Raw genomic sequence first — 16,343 nt, 5'->3', positions numbered from 1 at the left:
CTCCGAACGGAACGCAGGAGCCGGTCATGGCCAAGAAGACGAACCCCGTTCCCGCGCCGGCCCCCGAGGTGCGGGCGCCCGCACCCGAGCGCGCCCCGGTCGGGCCGCCGGCGACGTCCGGGCCGGAGATCGTCGAGGACGTGCCGCTCGCGGCCGTCGCGCCGTGCCCGTTCAACGTGCGGCGGCACTTCGACCCGGCGGACCTCGCGTCCCTGGCGGACTCGATCCGGGCGCTCGGGCTGAAGGAGCCGCTGCTGGTGCGGCCCGTGGGCCGGGCCGGCGGGCCGGCCCCGGAGTGGAACGGGTACTCCTGGATCTACCTCGGCGAGCCCGCCTACGAGCTGGCCGACGGCGAGCGGCGGTTCCGGGCGCTGGCGCTCATTCATCAGGCGGGCGGGGATATCGGGAAGGCCCCCCGGCCGAACGAGGTCCCGGTGATCGTGCGACCCATGACCGACGAGGCCGTGCGGGCGGTGATGCTGGTGTCCCGCGAGCAGTCGCGGGACCTGCGGACGAGCGAGCTGGTCGCCGGGTACACGGCCCTGGCGGAGGGGCGCACGGTCGAGCAGCTGGCGGAGTTCCTCGGCCGCAAGAACGAGATCGCCCACGTGCGGGGCGTGCTGAAGCTCGCCCGGCTGCCGGGGTGGGCGCTGGCCGCCATCGATGCCGGGAAGCTGAAGCCGGCGTCCGCGGTGCTCGTGGCCGGGCTGCACAGCGAGCCGAGCCGCAAGCGGGCCGCCGCGTGTGCCATCCTGGGCTTCCACCACGCCGACGAGGAAGTGGACGCATTCATCGCCGACCACTTCGACCGCGGCGAGGATCCGACCGAGTTGGAGGACTGGGATTACGACGGGCCGCTGACCTACCGGGAGCTCAAGGACCTGCTCGCGTCCGAGTTCCAGCGGGAGCTGAAGTCGGCCCCGTTCCCGCGCCAGGCCCTCGACCTGCTGGAGGGCGTCGGCAGCTGCGACGCGTGCCCGAAGCGGGCGGGCAACGACCCGGACGCGGTGGAAGCCAAGGTGCGGGCCGACATGTGCCTGGACCCGGAGTGCTACCGGGCCAAGGAAGAGGTGTGGAACACGCGGGTGGTCGAGGCGGCGAAGGCGAGCGGCAAGACGATCCTCTCGAAGAAGGACGCCGAGAAGCTGTTCAACCGGTACGGCGACGACTCCCTCGCCTACCGGTCCGGGTACGTCGACCTGGCCGCGACCTGCTACCAGGACAAGGAGAAGCGCACGTACGGGGCGCTCCTCAAGGGGCACGTGGCCGACGACCAGGTGGCGATCGCGGTCGGGCCGAAGACCGGGAAGCCGTTCGAGCTGGTCAAGGAGGACCTCGCCGACACGGTGCTGAAGGCGAAATACAAGATCGGGGTGCGGTCCAGCTTATCCGGGTCCAACGACAAGTGGCTGAAGGAGCAGCGGGAGCGGAAGAAGAAGGCCGAACTCGGCCGGGCCGCGGCCGCGGTCGCGAACGGGCTCGTCGCGGCCCGGGTCAAGGAAAAGCTCCCGCCGGGCTTCCCGGTGTTCCAGGGCGGGGTCCCGCTCCTCCAGCACGTGGCCGCGACGGTCGCGAGCTTCGGCGGGTCCGACGTGTGCCGGGCGGTGGCCAAGCGCCGGGGCCTCCCGCTCAAAGACCCGCACGCGCACCGCGAGGCGGTCTCCGCACTCGCGTTCACGCTCGCCGAGCCCCGGGACCTGATCGCCCTGATCGCCGAACTGGCCGCCACTTACCGCACCTTGAGCTGGGCGAGCGAGTACGCCCGGGACAACGTCAGCAAAGAGGAGCGGGCGTTCTTCGCCGCGTTCGGGATCGACCGCAAGACGCTCACCCAGGACGCCGCGGCCGAGAAGAAGGCCGCGAAGGCCTCCAAGAAGAAGGACAAGAAGAAGTCGGCCGGGGGCGGGGTGCCGGCGCCCGCACCGGTCGCACTCGTCACCTGGGACGGCGTCCCGAACTTCCCGGAGCAGGCCGCCGCCCACCTCGCGACCAAGGGCGTGAACACCGTCGCGGACCTCGACGCGGTCGTGGAGCGGCTGAAGCGCGGGGACGGGGGCGCGGCCCGGCCGAACGGGGCCGCCAACCGGTACACCGCGCTCAAGGAGCTCGGGGTGCCGCCCGACGTGGTCTACCAGGCCGGCGACGCGCTGGTGGACTGGGAGAGCGCGAGGAGCGCTCCCGCGGCCGCCGCGGCCCCGAAGCCGAAGGGCAAGCGGAAGGCGGGTGCCGCATGACCCTGATCCTGCGCATCGTCGAGCCGGCCACGCCGGTCGACCTCGGGGCGGCGGGCGTGTGCCGGGTGGGGCTGGCCGAGCTGGTGGGCGCCTGGGGCCGCGGGCCGGTCCGGCACGTGGTGTACCTGGGCGACTGGAACGTGGGGGCCGCGGCATGAGCCTGAACGACCTGATCGCGGCGCTGGGCCTGGTCCTGCCGACGATCAATTGCAACCAGCCCCGGGCCGCGGTGCTGCGGGACGTCCGGGCCGGGCTCGACGCCGCGCTCCCCAACTGGCGCGCGGTCGCGGCCGCCGACGGCCGGATGCAGCACTTCCGGGCCACGGTGCAAGCCCCACACGGCGGCCCGGTGCACGTCGGCCTGATCCTGTGGTCGCGGACGGAAACGGGGGACGCATGAGCAAGGTCACCGCACTCGCACCATGGTTCGGCAGCAACCGCACTCTCGCCGAAAACGTGGGGGCGGCCCTGGCCGGGTGCCGCTGGGTCGGCGTGCCGTTCGCCGGCGGAATGAGCGAATTACTGCACATCCAGGCGTCGTCGGTCGTGGTGGGCGACCTGCACACGCACGTCCTGAACCTGGCCCTGACGGCCGGGAACCCGCGCACCAACCCGCAGCTCCGGGAGCGGCTGGACGCGCTCCCGTACCACCCGGACGTGCTCGCCGCCGCCCAGGCCCGGTGCCGCGATCGTGAGGACGCCCAGGACGGCGCCTGGTTCGGGGACGAGCTCCGCACCGGGATCCCGGACCTGGACTGGGCCGTCGACTACTTTGTCTGCGCCTGGATGGCCCGCAACGGGTGCGCGGGCACGAAGGGGGAGTTCGACGTCGGCCAATCGGTCCGGTGGGACGCCGGCGGCGGGGACTCGGTCGTCCGGTTCCGCAACGCGACCGCCGGCCTCGAATCATGGCTCGGCGTCATGCGGTGTTGCTGCTTCGTGCGGCTGGACGTGTTCAAGTTCCTGCTCGAGGTGAAGGACGCGGCCGGGCACGCGCTGTACCTGGACCCGCCGTTCCCGGACGCCGGCGACGGCTACAAGTTTAGTTTCACCGAGCAGGATCAGCGGCGGCTGGCGAAGAAGCTCGCCGGCTTCAAGACGTGTCGAATCGTGGTGCGGTACTATGACCACCCGCTGATCCGCGAGCTGTACCCGGAACCGCTGTGGACCTGGCACCGGTTCCGCGGCCGCAAGCAGACCAACGCGGCGGCGAATGAGGAAGTGCTCCTGGTGAGGAACGCGGCATGAGCGACCCGACCCGTTACCCGCTGTGCTGGCCCGCCGGGCGGCCGCGCACCTCGTTCCCGCAGCCGTCGCGGTTCAAGGTGGAGAGCTTCGCCCGGGTCCGGGATGAGCTCCTGGGCGAGCTCAAACTGCTCGGCGCCAAGGACGTGATCCTGTCCGCGAACCTGCGGCTCCGTCAGGACGGGCTCCCGCTCGCGAACCAGGCCCAACCGGCCGACGCCGGCGTCGCGGTCTACTTCCGGTACCACGGGCAGCCGGTGGCGTTCGCGTGCGACCGGTGGCGCAAGGTCGAGGACAACCTGCAAGCGATCCGGCACACGATCGAGGCCCTCCGCGGCATCGCCCGCTGGGGCACCGGGGACATGGTCCAGGCCGCGTTCACCGGGTTCGCAGCCCTGTCGCCCGCGAAGACCGAACGACGCTGGTGGGACGTGTTCGAGGTTTCGTTCCACACCCGCACCGAGGTCGTCACCTCGGACTACCGCAAGCTGGTGCTGAAATACCACCCGGACCGCAACCCCGGCGATGCCGAAGCCGCCGCGAAGTACGCGGAGATCGACCGCGCGTACGAGGAATTCAAGCGGGAGCGTGGGCTGTGAGCGAACGAGCCGGGTTCCTCAACGCGATCCGCTCGGCCCCGGCTGACGACACGGCCCGGCTCGTGTACGCCGACTGGCTCGACGAACTTCAGGACCCGACCGACTTCGACCGGGCAACATCCGCATTCATTCGGATGAGCTGCGTGCGGCCGGGTGCGAAGGTGATGCCCCGCAAGGTGTACCCGTGGCTGCTCTCGAAGGGCGAGGACGGGCACGTGGTCGAGAACTGGAAGCGGCTCGTGCCCACGCTGATGAGCGTCGACGCCGCGCAAGGCCTCCCCGGGACCGAAGCGATCGGCACCCGGAACGGGCGGGTCGTCCGGTGCGCGGTGCGGCTGCCGTCGACGGCTCCCCTCCCGCGCCGCGCGGCGAACCAGCGCTCTTACGCGGTCGTGCTCGAGTTCAGTCGGGGGTTCGTGTCGAACCTCGTGGTGAGTTCGATTCACGCGGCCCGCCTGGCGTACCCGCTGGTGGTCGCGGATCAGCCGCTCATCGAGTTCCACCTCGCGGGCCTCTACCCCGGCTTGCAATTAGGGCACGACGTGATCGGGCGCGAGCTGCTCGCCCTCGTGGAGCGCCACCAGGGCGCGGACGCCGGCGCCCGTTTCGCGAAGCGGCAGTGGGTCGATTGGCACCTGCCCTAATCTGACCGCACCACATCTCGTTCACCCGCAGAGCCGGGCACCCACGCGGTGCGCCGGCTCGCGTTCGTTTCGGCCTCCCCGCACCTCTCGTTTCGCACACGATGCGTGCGCCCAGAGGCCCTATAAGGGGTCTTAAGAGAGTAATTCTTTACCCCCTCAAAATATCCCTTATAGGGGCCTCCCCGCCCCCGGCTCGCACTTCGCGCGCGAATCGAAACCCCGCCCTCCCGCCGCTTTCATCCGGGCAACCCGGGGCGGCATCATCAGTAGCGGAAACAAGAGGATTCTGGAGCCTCCGGTGGCGGGCACGGGCGAGGACAAACTGAGCGCCCGGCAGGAGCTCGCCATCGTGGCCCTGCTCGGGTCGTCCACGGTCAAAGGGGCCGCCGAGCAGGCCAAGGTGTCCGAGGCCAGCCTGTTCAAGTGGCTCAAGGACCCGGCGTTCAAACAGAGATTATCGTATGTTCGCAAGATAGTTACGGATCAGGCGTTCACCGCGGTGGGCACGGACCTGCAGGAGATCGGGCGGAACGCGGTGGCGACGATCAAGCGGAACCTGGGGCCGCCCGCGCCGCCGGCGGTGCAGGTGCGGGCCGCGACGGTGGCCCTGGACAAGCTCGCCAACTGGCAGATGGTGGCGGACCTGCAGGAGCAGATCGAGGGCCTCAAGGCGCAACTGGCGGGGCAGGCGCATGGCGAGCATCGCGAGCCTCCGGGCGCAGGTGGCGAAGCTGCGGGCGCAAGCAACGGCGCGGATGCGGTGCGGGTCGCGGGAGACGCTGGAGCGGCTGCGGGCGGACCCGACGCTCCCGTTCACGGCGATGGGGTGGCGGCCGGACCCGTGGCAGGCCCGGTTCCTGACGAGCCCGGGGAAGCGGGAGTCGCTCCTCTGTTCCCGCCAGGCGGGTAAGAGCACCGCGACCGCGGCCCGCGTCGTGCGCGAGGCCCTGCTGTGGCCCAAGGCCGACTGCCTGGTGTTCTGCCCCACGATGCGGCAGTCGATGGAAATGCTCCGCAAGGTGCGCGACTTCTACCGCGCGCTGGGGAGCCCGGTGGCCGAGCTCGCGGACACGAAGACGAGCCTCGAGCTGGCGAACGGGTCGCGGGTCATCAGCCTGCCCGACTCGCAGGAAGGCGTGGTCGGGTTCAGCGCCCCGCGGCTGGTCGTGATCGACGAGGGGAGCCGGGTTTCGGACGAGCTGTACAAGAGCGTCCGCCCGATGCTCGCGGTGTCGAAGGGCCAGCTGCTCACGTTGAGCACGCCGTTCGGCAACCAGGGCTGGTTCTTCGACATCTGGGACGACAGCGCCGAGGGCCTCAAGCGGCGTGCCAAGCTGCACGAGCCGTGGCAGCGGACCGCGGTGCCGGCGAGCCAGATCCCGCGCATCACGCCCGAGTTCCTGGAGGACGAGCGGGCCGAGCTGGGCGAGCGGTGGTTCCAGCAGGAGTACTTCCTGCGGTTCCTCGACTCGATCGACGCGGTGTTCAGTCAGGCGGTGATCCACGGGGCCCGGTCCGAAGGGATCGAGCCCCTGTTCGACCTTGGGGGCGTGAGCGCAGCCTGAAGCCGCCAGCACGTGCTGGCGGACCGCAGCGGCTAGCTGCATAACTTCACGACCTCGAAGGCGAACCAGCCCCAGCGGAGCAGCAGTTCGCCCCACCGGTGCGCCACCTCGGCGCGTTCCTTCCACCCGGCCCAAGTACCCTTGGGCTTGCGGTCACTCGATTTCGGTTCCATAGTTAGTGTGCTCCGGGGCTTGCGCGGAGGGAGTTTCCAAGGCCACCGCCGCGCGGGTTAGGGACCACGCCGGGGAGTTCTTCCCCGGCGTGCTTCGTGTACGGCACGCTTCCAAATGCGCGACGCGAATCACTCGTGTCGCAGATCCGTTCCGGCACATCTGTCTGCGGAATCAGCTCCAGAACCGAGCGACCTCGAGCAGGAACCAACTCCAGCGAAGGAGCAGGTTACCCCAGCGGTACGCCAGTTCGATCCGCTCCTTCCTCTCCGCCCTGGTCAGGGCGCCATTCACTTTGATGACCATCGGTCAACACCTCCGGAGGTGCCGCGGCGGGAGTTTACAAGGCCACCGCCACGGCAGTTAGGGAACCAAGCCAGGGGACGCCCCCGACTTCAACAGGTGTGTACACCGCGTTCCAAACGCGCGCCGTCCGGAGTGGCGAAAAGGACTAATAATCGTGCGTCACACGAAAACCGTGTGACGCACACGTGGGAAGTGTGAGCTGACATGTTGCGCTGGAATTTGCTTAATTTCCTGGTCGTTCAGTAATGTGAAACGCATCCGGGGTTGGGCGATCGTGGTGCCAAAACACCGAGAATGTGAAAAACAGAATTGAGATTAAAGTGTTAACCGCGCGGTTAACGCGCGTTAACCGCGCGGTTAACGCGCGACGAACGGTTGCGCCTCATCAGTGAACCTAAGTGCTCGCCGGTTGCGCCGTCATTCCGAGAACCGGAAACGGTGGCCTGAGGAACCGGAACGAAGAAACGCAAGGCGGTGCCGATTTCAGAGATCAGGCAGCGATGGACAGCCGAACGAACAGCTCACCTGCACCGCCACCATCGGATGAGCGGCGCGTCCCGAATCAGCCGGCGGTGTCAGGTGCAGCGCCGGGTTCGGCCTCTGGGCCACACGCCAAGAGCAATACTTCCGGCACTCCCGCCTTACGGAACTGGTGGAGTTGCACGCGGGTCATCTCGGCGGCCGGGTCGTAGCGGGACGCGCCCCGCAGATAGAACCCGACCAGCAGACGCTCGCGGACCACCGCCTGGAGCCGGACGGCGTGGGCGTTGCCGGGAGCCGCGTCGCCCTCCAGCCACGGCCCGCCGAGCCGCCAGTAGATCAGCAGGGCGGTAGCGAATTCGGTCCGCGGCCACTCGGCGATGGCCCACACCGGGGCGAGACCGTCGTCCCAGTTGTACGTGGCCACCCACTCATGCAGTCGGGCCGCGTCCATCCGCGTCTACCTCCGGTAGCCGAACAATTAGCTCACCTGCACCGCCATGACCGGATGAGCGGTGCGTCACAATACAGCGGGCGGTGTCAGGTGCAGCGCCGGGTTCGGCGTGCCTCTGCTCCGGAGGCAGCCCGCCCTGATGCCGGATGAACGCCAGTCCCGTGGGATCGTAGTACCCCGGCGCGTGGACGCTCACGCTGTCGAACGTGAAGCCCTGGTCGCCGTCCTCGTCCGACACGCAACTCCGCCACAGGCCCATGCGCAGATCGGGGAAGTAGTACGAGTGCCGCCCTGGCCGGTACACTTCTGGCGCCAACCCGAGCCGCTCGGCGATCTCGGCGATGACCTCGTCGGCCCCGGCCTCGAACAGGTCGATGCCCTCGAACGATCCCCAGTGCTTGGGCGATTCGACGAACGCCACCACCGGTGGATCACCGCGGAAATCCACCCGGATGTCGCGATCCTGGTCGAGCAGGGGTTGTACTTCCGCGCGGGTCATGCCCAGCCGCACCATGCCGGCGAGCGACCGGATGCCGATGTGCGGGACCACCTCATCCGCTGCCATCAGCGCCCTCTGTTGCCGAACAAAGAGCTCACCTGCACCGCCATCATCGAATGAGCGATGCGTCACAAGTCAGCCGGCGGTGTCAGGTGCAGCGCCGGGTTCGGCCCGCGGCCGCCACTGCTTGAGCTGTCGCTCATGCTCCTCAGCCTTAACTCGGCAGAGGGTAAACGCCTCGTCCAGCGACTCCACGCACAGACCCGCATACTCGTCCCGCAACAGTGACCGGAGTGCATCACGACAACCGTCCCCAACCACGATGGCGAGCGGCCACTGGAGCTTGGTCACCCCATCGCGCCCGATCTGAGTGACCCACGCCATGTTGTCTCCCCAGCGGTACACGAGCTCACGGAAGTCGAGGACGGTACACCGTGACCACCACGCCTCCCGGGCGGCTGCGGACGCGGCGAGGATGTACTTGGCGTCCGGCGTGCCCTCGGACCCATCGCGATAGGAGCCGAAGTAGCGAACGACGAGGAACTCGGGAGGTTGGAACTGCGGGCCATCGACGACCGCCACTTCGTGCCGCAAAGCGGAGAGGTCCGAATAGGTCACCGTTCTCAGCCGGACGTTCCCCATCCGCGCCCTCTTCCTGCCGAACGAACAGCTCACCTGCACCGCGAGGTCCCGGGCCGCGATGCGTTCCGAATCAGCGGGCGGTGTCAGGTGCAGCGCCGGGTTCGGCCTCGGGCCACTTCGCGCCGATGAACGCTTGACCGCCCAACTCGACCCGTGTAACCGACAGCGGGTAACGCTGCCCACAAGGCATGCAAAGCGACACCAGCACCTCCGCTCGAGTGATCTCGACGTCGCCGTTTGCACACACCTGCTCTTCGTGCCGTTCGATGGTCACCACCGAATCGCACCTGCGGATTGCTGCGCCGCACAGCGAGCAGTGATCGTAAAGAGGCAGGCTCGCTTCGCTGCTACCCATCCGCTGCGCCCTCTGGTTGCCGAACAAATAGCTCACCTGCACCGCCATCATCGGATGAGCGGCGGGGTCCGAATCACATGGCGGTGTCAGGTGCAGCGCCGGGTTCGGCTTCTTGCGGCGCCTCTGCCAGACCGCGCATCTGGTATCGACGAGGCCCCTCGACGGTGACCGCGGCCCCGCCTTCGCAGATGACATGCGTGCCGTAGGCCGACTCGACAACCGTCAGCGACGGCACCGCGTCCAACCCGACAGCGGTAACGACGCACTCCTCGCCGGGTCGAAGGGCGACGCTGAAGTCGCTTGGGACGACCTCCACTAACCGGTCGGCCCCGCTGTCAGCGTCGTTGCACACACACAGGCGAACGACGAGGCTCATCCGATGCGTCCCTCTGGTGCCGAACATAAAGCTCACCTGCACCGCTATCATCGGATGAGCGGTGCGTCACAAACCTGATGGCGGTGTCAGGTGCAGCGCCGGGTTCGGCTGCCTTGCTCTGGGACCACGACCGCCGCGACCGGCCGGCGGAGCCGCAGCAGGAGCACAGGCACTCAGTTCATCCGGCAAGTGACGCAGGCCACGACACCGCCGTCCGGCAGTCGGATGTGGCCCTCGGCCCCCGGCCGGATCAGGATGTACCCCGAGCTGCCCATGTTGCGATCCCACTCGGCGGCCGGGCTGTCGTACTCCCACAGCTCATCGCCCGGGCGCATCTCGGCCACCAGCTCCCGCCACTGCGCGCTGAGGCCCCCGAACGGCACGGGTGCGGGGCGGCCTGACACCCGGCGGGCCGTATGCGCCGCCTCGGCCTCAGCCACCGTCACGCGCCGGACCAGCCAAGAGGCGTCCACTCGCGAGGCCCTCTGGTTGCCGAACAATGAAGCTCACCTGCACCGCCATCACACGATGAGCGGTGCGTCACAACTCAGCGGGCGGTGTCAGGTGCAGCGCCGGGTTCGGCCTCTTGGGGTACGAGTTGCGCCTCGTACTGCCGGCGGTCGAAGGTGAACGGACCCAAACCGTAGTGCCAGTGCGGGCGGTGGAACTGCCCGAACTCGGACCACTCGACCACCTCCGCGCGTACCGTGACCCGCACCTGCACGAACCAGCACTGCACGATCCCGCAGGTGCAACCCAGGACCGTTGCCTTGGACCGACGCGGGTCGCCCAGTTCCAGCGCGAACCCCGGGTCGCGGGGACGGCCGAGCAACTCCAGACTCGGCAGGAGCAGCCAAGACGCGGGCAGGTAGTGGTAGTCGCCCGGCTCGAACCGGAACTCGTCCGGGTTCTCGAACTCGGGCAGCCGCTCCAAGTACTCGGCCCGTGCCCACGGCTCCTCGGCTGTCCGAACCAACTCAAGCAGCGATTGCCCGTTGATCGCCAGGTGCGCTTGCCGGTAGCTTCGGCGCTCGGGCGGGCATTCGGCGAGCGGCGGGTAGAGCGCGACCTCGAACCTATCCACGGAGCGCCCTTCTGGTGCCGAACGAACAGCTCACCTGCACCGCCATCATACGATGAGCAGTGGGTCACAATGCCGATGGCGGTGTCAGGTGCAGCGCCGGGTTCGGCTCGCTGACCACCGCGGTTCCGGGCCTCACGCCGAGCACTGCGGCGCCGCGGAGCCCGCCCACCGACGCGGCCGAGCGGAGCCACCACCGACCCGACGCGCCGTGTCGCGGCACACCGGAGCCCACGCCCAACCGCACCTCGCGGCGATGAGCCGCGCCCACCACCCACGGGCGCCACGCGGAGCACCACCGACACGAAACGCCGTGTCCCACGACACCGCCGGCCACGCTCACCGCAAGCTCGCGGCGATGAGCCGCGCCCGCGACCACCGGCATAATGCGGAGCCCGACACGCGGAGTTCACCCATGCGGACCACACGCCCAGCACCGCCGCCCGCGCGATCATGCACGCGATGGTGGCCGAACAATGAGCTCACCGGCCGCGGCGTGTGAGCATGAACACTGGAATCAGCTTCGGTCGCCGCGGTCCGGTGCAGCGCGGGGTTCGGCTCCGTTGCTCTGGCCGATTACCAGATATGGTGTGCCCCCTCCGAGCGGCTCACGAACCGGATGCCGTAGACCGAGCGTTCCGGGTCATCGAGCGGGACCGCGCTAGACGCCGGGCTGTTGTCAGCGGTCATACACACCACGTCGTAGGACGGAGACACCTGCCACCGAAGAATCGTCACGCGAAAGGAAGGGGACGCACGGAGGTCACGGACCCGGTGTTCGTCGAGTCCGAGCGCCTCGAACACTTCCCGGCGTGGACGGGTGGCGCCCGCGGGCACCACCCCCAGCGGTGGTATGTCGAGTGGAGACCACGTTGCCACCGTTGCGGCCGCGATGTCGTACGGGGCCAGTCGTCGGACGCGGTCATCCGTATGGAGCCCTTCCGGGTCGGCCTCGGGCGTACGATCGGCGCGGGTCAGGTACATGAGAGTGCCGACCGAGCACAAGCCAGCGAACGCGAGCAACCTCACACGCCAGCGATTCATCCGTACGCCTCTGGTGGCCGAACAAAGAGCTCACCTGCACCGCCATCATCGAATGAGCGATGCGTCACAAGTCAGCCGGCGGTGTCAGGTGCAGCGCCGGGTTCGGCCCGCGGCCGCCACTGCTTGAGCTGTCGCTCATGCTCCTCAGCCTTAACTCGGCAGAGGGTAAACGCCTCGTCCAGCGACTCCACGCACAGACCCGCATACTCGTCCCGCAACAGTGACCGGAGTGCATCACGACAACCGTCCCCAACCACGATGGCGAGCGGCCACTGGAGCTTGGTCACCCCATCGCGCCCGATCTGAGTGACCCACGCCATGTTGTCTCCCCAGCGGTACACGAGCTCACGGAAGTCGAGGACGGTACACCGTGACCACCACGCCTCCCGGGCGGCTGCGGACGCGGCGAGGATGTACTTGGCGTCCGGCGTGCCCTCGGACCCATCGCGATAGGAGCCGAAGTAGCGAACGACGAGGAACTCGGGAGGTTGGAACTGCGGGCCATCGACGACCGCCACTTCGTGCCGCAAAGCGGAGAGGTCCGAATAGGTCACCGTTCTCAGCCGGACGTTCCCCATCCGCGCCCTCTTCCTGCCGAACAACAAGCTCACCTGCACCGCCATCACCGGATGAGCGGAGCGTCGCAGTAGAGCGGGCGGTGTCAGGTGCAGCGCCGGGTTCGGCTCGCTCCCCTCCGCGGTTCCGGGCAACACGCCGAGCGCCGCGCATCTGCGGAGCCCGTGCCACCGGTGCGACCGGGCGGAGCACCACCGACTCCGCGCGCCGTGTCCCGGCACACCGAGGGCCACCCACCACCGCCACACGCGGCGATGAGCCGCGCCCGCAACCGATCGGTCTCAGCGGAGCACCACCGACCCGCACCACCGTGCACCCATCCGCACCCGGCCACGACCACCGCAAGCTCGCGGCGGCGAGCCGCGCCCGCCACCGCCGGCACCACGCGGAGCACCACACGCGCGGTTCACCCACGCGGGCCATACGCCCACCGCCGCCGCACGCGCGATCGAGCGGCTCGGGGTGGCCGAACATAAAGCTCACCGGCCCGGCCGCGACACCAGTAGCGCACACGGCCGACCGGGGAGCGCCGGGAAACGAACTACGTGGCCGGGTCCGGTGCAGCGCTGGGTTCGGCCAGGCTTCGCGCCCCGCGGTCGGCGAAGTACGGGCCAAAGCCCTCCCAGAACACCGCGACCTTCGATGACGAGTCGCTGCACAGGACCGAGGTATCGAACGGCACCCAACTGCGGCGGAAGCAATCTAGCCACACGGACCAGGGGGCCACGTACACCTGCGTCGGCTGGAAGACCAGGAACACCGGCGCGGAGGACGCCCACCCCAACCGGCTGCACAGCCCCGCGTCGAGTAACTCCCCGTGCTTGAAGTCAGAGCCCCGACTGCGGGGGCCTCGCTTGAACAGCTCCCCCATCCACCCGCGTGCGAGCCGGGGATGGAACGGCCGCCCAACCCCGGCGAACAGCGCCGACCATAGGATTCCTGCGGCTTCACCCGCAAGCGGGCGGATCAACTGCGTGAAGTATGCCCACTTCACGGCGGGGACGCGGTGCGTGAACTGCACGTCCGCAAAGCGATCGGTAAGCCATTCGCGCGTCGGGTACTCGGTGGCTTGCGGTTCCGCCATTCCGTGCGCCCTTCTGTTGCCGAATATTGAAGCTCACCTGCACCGCCCCCTCCCAAGGAGCAACGCAACACAGACTACATGGCGGTGTCAGGTGCAGCGCCGGGTTCGGCGTCTGCGCTTAGGGGATGCCGTGCCGCCGCTCGGCGTCCCGGATGAACCGCCCATCGACCCACCGGATGCGCGGGGATCGCTCGCCGGAGCGGACGAACTCGCGGACCACCTCAACGGCGTCCTCGACCGGCACGAACAGGCCGGCGAAGATGGGCCGCTGGCCCTCATGCGAGTCGCCGACGCCCACCCACTCCCGCAGGTCGGGGTCCGAGCACGAGTAGTGCGACTCGTGCTCGCGGTAGTACGGCGAGTCCACCCAGCTCACCGGGTAGTGCAGCCAGAAGTGGAACCCGTACCGGTCCTTCTTGGTGAGCACCAACTCCGCGGTACACCCCACGTCCGAATCCCGCCCTTCGGCATAGTAGTACAGGGACTTGAACCCGGGGCCGTCCTCGGCATCATTCCAGTAGTCCTCGCCTCGCTCACGCATCAGCCGGACGATCGCGTCCGCGCCCGGGGGAATCGGACCATCTACTTCCGCATGGTCGAAGTACACCTCGGGCATGCCGCTACCACCTCCGATACCTTCCGCGGCCGAACATACAGCTCACCTGCACCGCCATCATCGGATGAGCGATGCCGTCCAAACTACATGGCGGTGTCAGGTGCAGCGCCGGGTTCGGCTCGCTGCCGTCCGCGGTTCGCTTCTGCGCCGTTGCGCACGCGGCTCTGCGGAGCCCGCGCCGGCGCCGCGCATCGGCCGTGCCCGAGCCCGCGACACGCGCGGTGCCGTGCGGCCCACCGCGGCATCACAACCGGGGCCGCGGCGACACCCGCCACCTCGTGCGACACAACCGTCTTACGCACCGCGGACCACACGCCCACCGCCGCCGCACGCGCGTTCATGCTCGCGATGGTAGCCGAACGTAAAGCTCACCTGCACCGCCATCGCCGGATAAGCGGTGCGTCCCGGATCAGCGGGCGGTGTCAGGTGCAGCGCCGGGTTCGGCTCAATGCCCTCGGCGGTTCCGGGCGCGCTCAGTGCCGCGCATCTGCGGATGCCCGCGGCACCGGTGCGGCCGAGCGGAGCACCACCGACCCGCACCACCGTATCCCGACCCATCGGAGGCCGCCCACCACCGCACCTCGCGGCGATGAGCCGCGCCCGCCACCCACCGGCACCACGCGGAGCACCACCGACACGCCCGATCGTGTCCCCACCCGCACCCCGGCCACGCCCAACCGCACCTCGCGGCGCTGAGCCGCGCCCGTCACACTCGGGCACCACGCGGAGCACCACAGCACCGCCGGACGCGCCGCGGACCACACGCTCACCACCACCGCCGCCGCCCGCGCTCATGCACGCGATGGTGGCCGAACAAATAGCTCACCTGCACCGCCCCTCCCAAGGAGCGATGCGTTCCAAGTCAGCGGGCGGTGTCAGGTGCAGCGCCGGGTTCGGCCTGCTTGGCAACCACAGCGAGCAATGCGCCGACCGACGACCGCGCCGCAATTCTGCTCTCCAATACCGCATATGTCATGCAGACCACCTCGATCGTCCGCTGTGGGAACGCGCAGAGCAGGTGGTAAAGATCGTACCCGTTCTGCCGCGGGGAATCGAGGAGTCGGAAGAACCTAGGCCCAATCAGCCCCAGCGTGCGGTACGGATGCTTGTCAGCTGCTGGGCTTGTGAGCGACACTACGTCCGAGTCCTCGCAGCAGAACAGTAGGACCGCGAAGTGCTCCTCCGACTCGCGAAGGGCGTACGCCAGGTAATGGCACCAGACCGGACCGCTGCCCTCTTCGTAAAGAAACGCTGGGTTGGCCCGATGTGGGTGCATCGGGGGCGGGTCGGTCCACTCGACTAACCGCTCCGCCATCCCTGCGCCCTCTGCGGCCGAACGTAAAGCTCACCTGCACCGCCATCGCCGGATAAGCGGTGCGTCCCGGATCAGCGGGCGGTGTCAGGTGCAGCGCCGGGTTCGGCTCAATGCCCTCGGCGGTTCCGGGCGCGCTCAGTGCCGCGCATCTGCGGATGCCCGCGGCACCGGTGCGGCCGAGCGGAGCACCACCGACCCGCACCACCGTATCCCGACCCATCGGAGGCCGCCCACCACCGCACCTCGCGGCGATGAGCCGCGCCCGCCACCCACCGGCACCACGCGGAGCACCACCGACACGCCCGATCGTGTCCCCACCCGCACCCCGGCCACGCCCAACCGCACCTCGCGGCGCTGAGCCGCGCCCGTCACACTCGGGCACCACGCGGAGCACCACAGCACCGCCGGACGCGCCGCGGACCACACGCTCACCACCACCGCCGCCGCCCGCGCTCATGCACGCGATGGTGGCCGAACAATTAGCTCACCTGCACCGCCATGACCGGATGAGCGGTGCGTCACAATACAGCGGGCGGTGTCAGGTGCAGCGCCGGGTTCGGCGTGCCTCTGCTCCGGAGGCAGCCCGCCCTGATGCCGGATGAACGCCAGTCCCGTGGGATCGTAGTACCCCGGCGCGTGGACGCTCACGCTGTCGAACGTGAAGCCCTGGTCGCCGTCCTCGTCCGACACGCAACTCCGCCACAGGCCCATGCGCAGATCGGGGAAGTAGTACGAGTGCCGCCCTGGCCGGTACACTTCTGGCGCCAACCCGAGCCGCTCGGCGATCTCGGCGATGACCTCGTCGGCCCCGGCCTCGAACAGGTCGATGCCCTCGAACGATCCCCAGTGCTTGGGCGATTCGACGAACGCCACCACCGGTGGATCACCGCGGAAATCCACCCGGATGTCGCGATCCTGGTCGAGCAGGGGTTGTACTTCCGCGCGGGTCATGCCCAGCCGCACCATGCCGGCGAGCGACCGGATGCCGATGTGCGGGACCACCTCATCCGCTGCCATCAGCGCCCTCTGTTGCCGAACAAAGAGCTCACCTGCACCG

General features: G+C 69.0%; 25 protein-coding genes. 8 read left to right on the top strand and 17 right to left on the bottom strand.

The annotated features are described in order from the left end of the window. Nucleotides 1-26: 26 nt before the first annotated feature. The 8 genes from GobsT_RS31495 to GobsT_RS31465 all read left to right on the top strand — a co-directional run bounded on the left by GobsT_RS31495 (nt 27) and on the right by GobsT_RS31465 (nt 6,287). On the top strand, nt 27-2,234 hold the full coding sequence (locus GobsT_RS31495; protein WP_109570742.1) for a ParB/RepB/Spo0J family partition protein: 2,208 nt from the start codon (nt 27-29) through the stop codon (nt 2,232-2,234). Beyond that, the gene (locus GobsT_RS38385; RefSeq protein ID WP_010049354.1) at nt 2,231-2,392 is read left to right on the top strand and encodes a hypothetical protein; all 162 of its coding nucleotides are present in this window, start codon (nt 2,231-2,233) and stop codon (nt 2,390-2,392) included. Before GobsT_RS31495 ends, GobsT_RS38385 begins: the two co-directional genes overlap by 4 nt. Beyond that, a complete protein-coding gene (locus GobsT_RS31490; protein WP_010049355.1) occupies nt 2,389-2,634 on the top strand; it encodes a hypothetical protein in 246 nt (81 codons plus the stop codon). The genes GobsT_RS38385 and GobsT_RS31490 overlap by 4 nt, the downstream gene beginning before the upstream one ends. Further along, entirely contained in the window at nt 2,631-3,482 is an 852-nt protein-coding gene (locus GobsT_RS31485) for a DNA adenine methylase (RefSeq protein ID WP_010049357.1), read from the top strand. Before GobsT_RS31490 ends, GobsT_RS31485 begins: the two co-directional genes overlap by 4 nt. Beyond that, nucleotides 3,479-4,078, top strand: coding sequence for a J domain-containing protein (locus GobsT_RS40110; RefSeq protein WP_010049358.1), 600 nt, complete (start codon nt 3,479-3,481; stop codon nt 4,076-4,078). The genes GobsT_RS31485 and GobsT_RS40110 overlap by 4 nt, the downstream gene beginning before the upstream one ends. Continuing rightward, nucleotides 4,075-4,722: a TIGR02996 domain-containing protein gene (locus GobsT_RS31475; protein WP_010049360.1), complete on the top strand. Its 648-nt coding sequence runs from the start codon at nt 4,075-4,077 to the stop codon at nt 4,720-4,722. Before GobsT_RS40110 ends, GobsT_RS31475 begins: the two co-directional genes overlap by 4 nt. A gap of 298 nt (nt 4,723-5,020) precedes the next feature. Next, on the top strand, nt 5,021-5,632 hold the full coding sequence (locus GobsT_RS39110) for a coiled-coil domain-containing protein (RefSeq protein WP_010049362.1): 612 nt from the start codon (nt 5,021-5,023) through the stop codon (nt 5,630-5,632). Then, nucleotides 5,544-6,287 carry a terminase large subunit domain-containing protein gene (locus GobsT_RS31465; RefSeq protein ID WP_232068502.1) on the top strand — a complete coding sequence of 248 codons (744 nt, stop codon included), beginning with the start codon at nt 5,544-5,546 and terminating at the stop codon, nt 6,285-6,287. Before GobsT_RS39110 ends, GobsT_RS31465 begins: the two co-directional genes overlap by 89 nt. 32 nt (nt 6,288-6,319) lie before the next feature. Here GobsT_RS31465 and GobsT_RS38380 read toward each other — a convergent pair whose 3' ends face one another. From GobsT_RS38380 to GobsT_RS31400, 17 genes are all read right to left on the bottom strand, one after another. Beyond that, the gene (locus GobsT_RS38380; RefSeq protein ID WP_010049364.1) at nt 6,320-6,460 is read right to left on the bottom strand and encodes a hypothetical protein; all 141 of its coding nucleotides are present in this window, start codon (nt 6,458-6,460) and stop codon (nt 6,320-6,322) included. A 172-nt stretch (nt 6,461-6,632) separates the two neighbouring features. Then, nucleotides 6,633-6,764, bottom strand: coding sequence for a hypothetical protein (locus GobsT_RS40650; RefSeq protein ID WP_010049365.1), 132 nt, complete (start codon nt 6,762-6,764; stop codon nt 6,633-6,635). 562 nt (nt 6,765-7,326) lie between these two features. After that, nucleotides 7,327-7,698, bottom strand: a complete 372-nt coding sequence (locus GobsT_RS31460; protein ID WP_010049366.1) for a DUF4274 domain-containing protein — start codon at nt 7,696-7,698, stop codon at nt 7,327-7,329. Further along, a complete protein-coding gene (locus GobsT_RS31455; RefSeq protein ID WP_109570743.1) occupies nt 7,676-8,263 on the bottom strand; it encodes a hypothetical protein in 588 nt (195 codons plus the stop codon). The genes GobsT_RS31460 and GobsT_RS31455 overlap by 23 nt, the downstream gene beginning before the upstream one ends. A gap of 69 nt (nt 8,264-8,332) precedes the next feature. Continuing rightward, nucleotides 8,333-8,839 carry a hypothetical protein gene (locus tag GobsT_RS31450; protein ID WP_010053216.1) on the bottom strand — a complete coding sequence of 169 codons (507 nt, stop codon included), beginning with the start codon at nt 8,837-8,839 and terminating at the stop codon, nt 8,333-8,335. Nucleotides 8,840-8,909: 70 nt separating this feature from the next. After that, entirely contained in the window at nt 8,910-9,116 is a 207-nt protein-coding gene (locus GobsT_RS39105; protein ID WP_162542116.1) for a hypothetical protein, read from the bottom strand. A gap of 151 nt (nt 9,117-9,267) precedes the next feature. Beyond that, nucleotides 9,268-9,570: a hypothetical protein gene (locus GobsT_RS31445; RefSeq protein ID WP_010036162.1), complete on the bottom strand. Its 303-nt coding sequence runs from the start codon at nt 9,568-9,570 to the stop codon at nt 9,268-9,270. 173 nt (nt 9,571-9,743) lie between these two features. Beyond that, nucleotides 9,744-10,043 carry a hypothetical protein gene (locus tag GobsT_RS31440; protein ID WP_010049206.1) on the bottom strand — a complete coding sequence of 100 codons (300 nt, stop codon included), beginning with the start codon at nt 10,041-10,043 and terminating at the stop codon, nt 9,744-9,746. A 74-nt stretch (nt 10,044-10,117) separates the two neighbouring features. Beyond that, entirely contained in the window at nt 10,118-10,654 is a 537-nt protein-coding gene (locus GobsT_RS31435) for a hypothetical protein (protein ID WP_010049208.1), read from the bottom strand. 573 nt (nt 10,655-11,227) lie between these two features. Next, entirely contained in the window at nt 11,228-11,695 is a 468-nt protein-coding gene (locus GobsT_RS31425) for a hypothetical protein (protein ID WP_029601261.1), read from the bottom strand. Nucleotides 11,696-11,766: 71 nt separating this feature from the next. Further along, nucleotides 11,767-12,408 carry a hypothetical protein gene (locus GobsT_RS31420; protein WP_232068435.1) on the bottom strand — a complete coding sequence of 214 codons (642 nt, stop codon included), beginning with the start codon at nt 12,406-12,408 and terminating at the stop codon, nt 11,767-11,769. Nucleotides 12,409-12,812: 404 nt separating this feature from the next. After that, nucleotides 12,813-13,355, bottom strand: a complete 543-nt coding sequence (locus GobsT_RS31415; protein WP_010049215.1) for a hypothetical protein — start codon at nt 13,353-13,355, stop codon at nt 12,813-12,815. Nucleotides 13,356-13,473: 118 nt separating this feature from the next. Continuing rightward, entirely contained in the window at nt 13,474-13,971 is a 498-nt protein-coding gene (locus GobsT_RS31410; protein ID WP_010049216.1) for an Imm1 family immunity protein, read from the bottom strand. Between the two features lie 294 nt (nt 13,972-14,265). After that, nucleotides 14,266-14,529: a hypothetical protein gene (locus tag GobsT_RS39100; RefSeq protein WP_162542117.1), complete on the bottom strand. Its 264-nt coding sequence runs from the start codon at nt 14,527-14,529 to the stop codon at nt 14,266-14,268. Nucleotides 14,530-14,833: 304 nt separating this feature from the next. After that, nucleotides 14,834-15,286 (bottom strand): hypothetical protein, encoded by a 453-nt coding sequence (locus tag GobsT_RS31405; protein WP_010049221.1) that lies wholly within the window; start codon nt 15,284-15,286, stop codon nt 14,834-14,836. Between the two features lie 135 nt (nt 15,287-15,421). Continuing rightward, the gene (locus GobsT_RS39095; protein ID WP_157507174.1) at nt 15,422-15,718 is read right to left on the bottom strand and encodes a hypothetical protein; all 297 of its coding nucleotides are present in this window, start codon (nt 15,716-15,718) and stop codon (nt 15,422-15,424) included. A gap of 21 nt (nt 15,719-15,739) precedes the next feature. After that, nucleotides 15,740-16,303, bottom strand: a complete 564-nt coding sequence (locus GobsT_RS31400) for a hypothetical protein (RefSeq protein ID WP_010049224.1) — start codon at nt 16,301-16,303, stop codon at nt 15,740-15,742. Between the last annotated feature and the right edge of the window lie 40 nt (nt 16,304-16,343).

This window comes from Gemmata obscuriglobus, from assembly GCF_008065095.1.
Classification (GTDB): domain Bacteria; phylum Planctomycetota; class Planctomycetia; order Gemmatales; family Gemmataceae; genus Gemmata; species Gemmata obscuriglobus.
The sequence above is the reverse complement of the archived record's forward strand: the minus strand, read 5'-3'. Positions and strand labels throughout refer to the sequence as shown.

Bases quoted from the DNA above. Each gene is read 5' to 3' on its own strand.
- GobsT_RS31495 (WP_109570742.1), top strand. From the start codon at position 27: ATGGCCAAGAAGACGAACCCCGTTCCCGCGCCGGCCCCCGAGGTGCGG.
- GobsT_RS38385 (WP_010049354.1), top strand. From the start codon at position 2,231: ATGACCCTGATCCTGCGCATCGTCGAGCCGGCCACGCCGGTCGACCTC.
- GobsT_RS31490 (WP_010049355.1), top strand. From the start codon at position 2,389: ATGAGCCTGAACGACCTGATCGCGGCGCTGGGCCTGGTCCTGCCGACG.
- GobsT_RS31485 (WP_010049357.1), top strand. From the start codon at position 2,631: ATGAGCAAGGTCACCGCACTCGCACCATGGTTCGGCAGCAACCGCACT.
- GobsT_RS40110 (WP_010049358.1), top strand. From the start codon at position 3,479: ATGAGCGACCCGACCCGTTACCCGCTGTGCTGGCCCGCCGGGCGGCCG.
- GobsT_RS31465 (WP_232068502.1), top strand. From the start codon at position 5,544: ATGGGGTGGCGGCCGGACCCGTGGCAGGCCCGGTTCCTGACGAGCCCG.
- GobsT_RS38380 (WP_010049364.1), bottom strand. From the start codon at position 6,460: ATGGAACCGAAATCGAGTGACCGCAAGCCCAAGGGTACTTGGGCCGGG.
- GobsT_RS40650 (WP_010049365.1), bottom strand. From the start codon at position 6,764: ATGGTCATCAAAGTGAATGGCGCCCTGACCAGGGCGGAGAGGAAGGAG.
- GobsT_RS31460 (WP_010049366.1), bottom strand. From the start codon at position 7,698: ATGGACGCGGCCCGACTGCATGAGTGGGTGGCCACGTACAACTGGGAC.
- GobsT_RS31455 (WP_109570743.1), bottom strand. From the start codon at position 8,263: ATGGCAGCGGATGAGGTGGTCCCGCACATCGGCATCCGGTCGCTCGCC.
- GobsT_RS31450 (WP_010053216.1), bottom strand. From the start codon at position 8,839: ATGGGGAACGTCCGGCTGAGAACGGTGACCTATTCGGACCTCTCCGCT.
- GobsT_RS31445 (WP_010036162.1), bottom strand. From the start codon at position 9,570: ATGAGCCTCGTCGTTCGCCTGTGTGTGTGCAACGACGCTGACAGCGGG.
- GobsT_RS31425 (WP_029601261.1), bottom strand. From the start codon at position 11,695: ATGAATCGCTGGCGTGTGAGGTTGCTCGCGTTCGCTGGCTTGTGCTCG.
- GobsT_RS31415 (WP_010049215.1), bottom strand. From the start codon at position 13,355: ATGGCGGAACCGCAAGCCACCGAGTACCCGACGCGCGAATGGCTTACC.
- GobsT_RS31410 (WP_010049216.1), bottom strand. From the start codon at position 13,971: ATGCCCGAGGTGTACTTCGACCATGCGGAAGTAGATGGTCCGATTCCC.
- GobsT_RS39100 (WP_162542117.1), bottom strand. From the start codon at position 14,529: ATGGGTCGGGATACGGTGGTGCGGGTCGGTGGTGCTCCGCTCGGCCGC.
- GobsT_RS31405 (WP_010049221.1), bottom strand. From the start codon at position 15,286: ATGGCGGAGCGGTTAGTCGAGTGGACCGACCCGCCCCCGATGCACCCA.
- GobsT_RS31400 (WP_010049224.1), bottom strand. From the start codon at position 16,303: ATGGCAGCGGATGAGGTGGTCCCGCACATCGGCATCCGGTCGCTCGCC.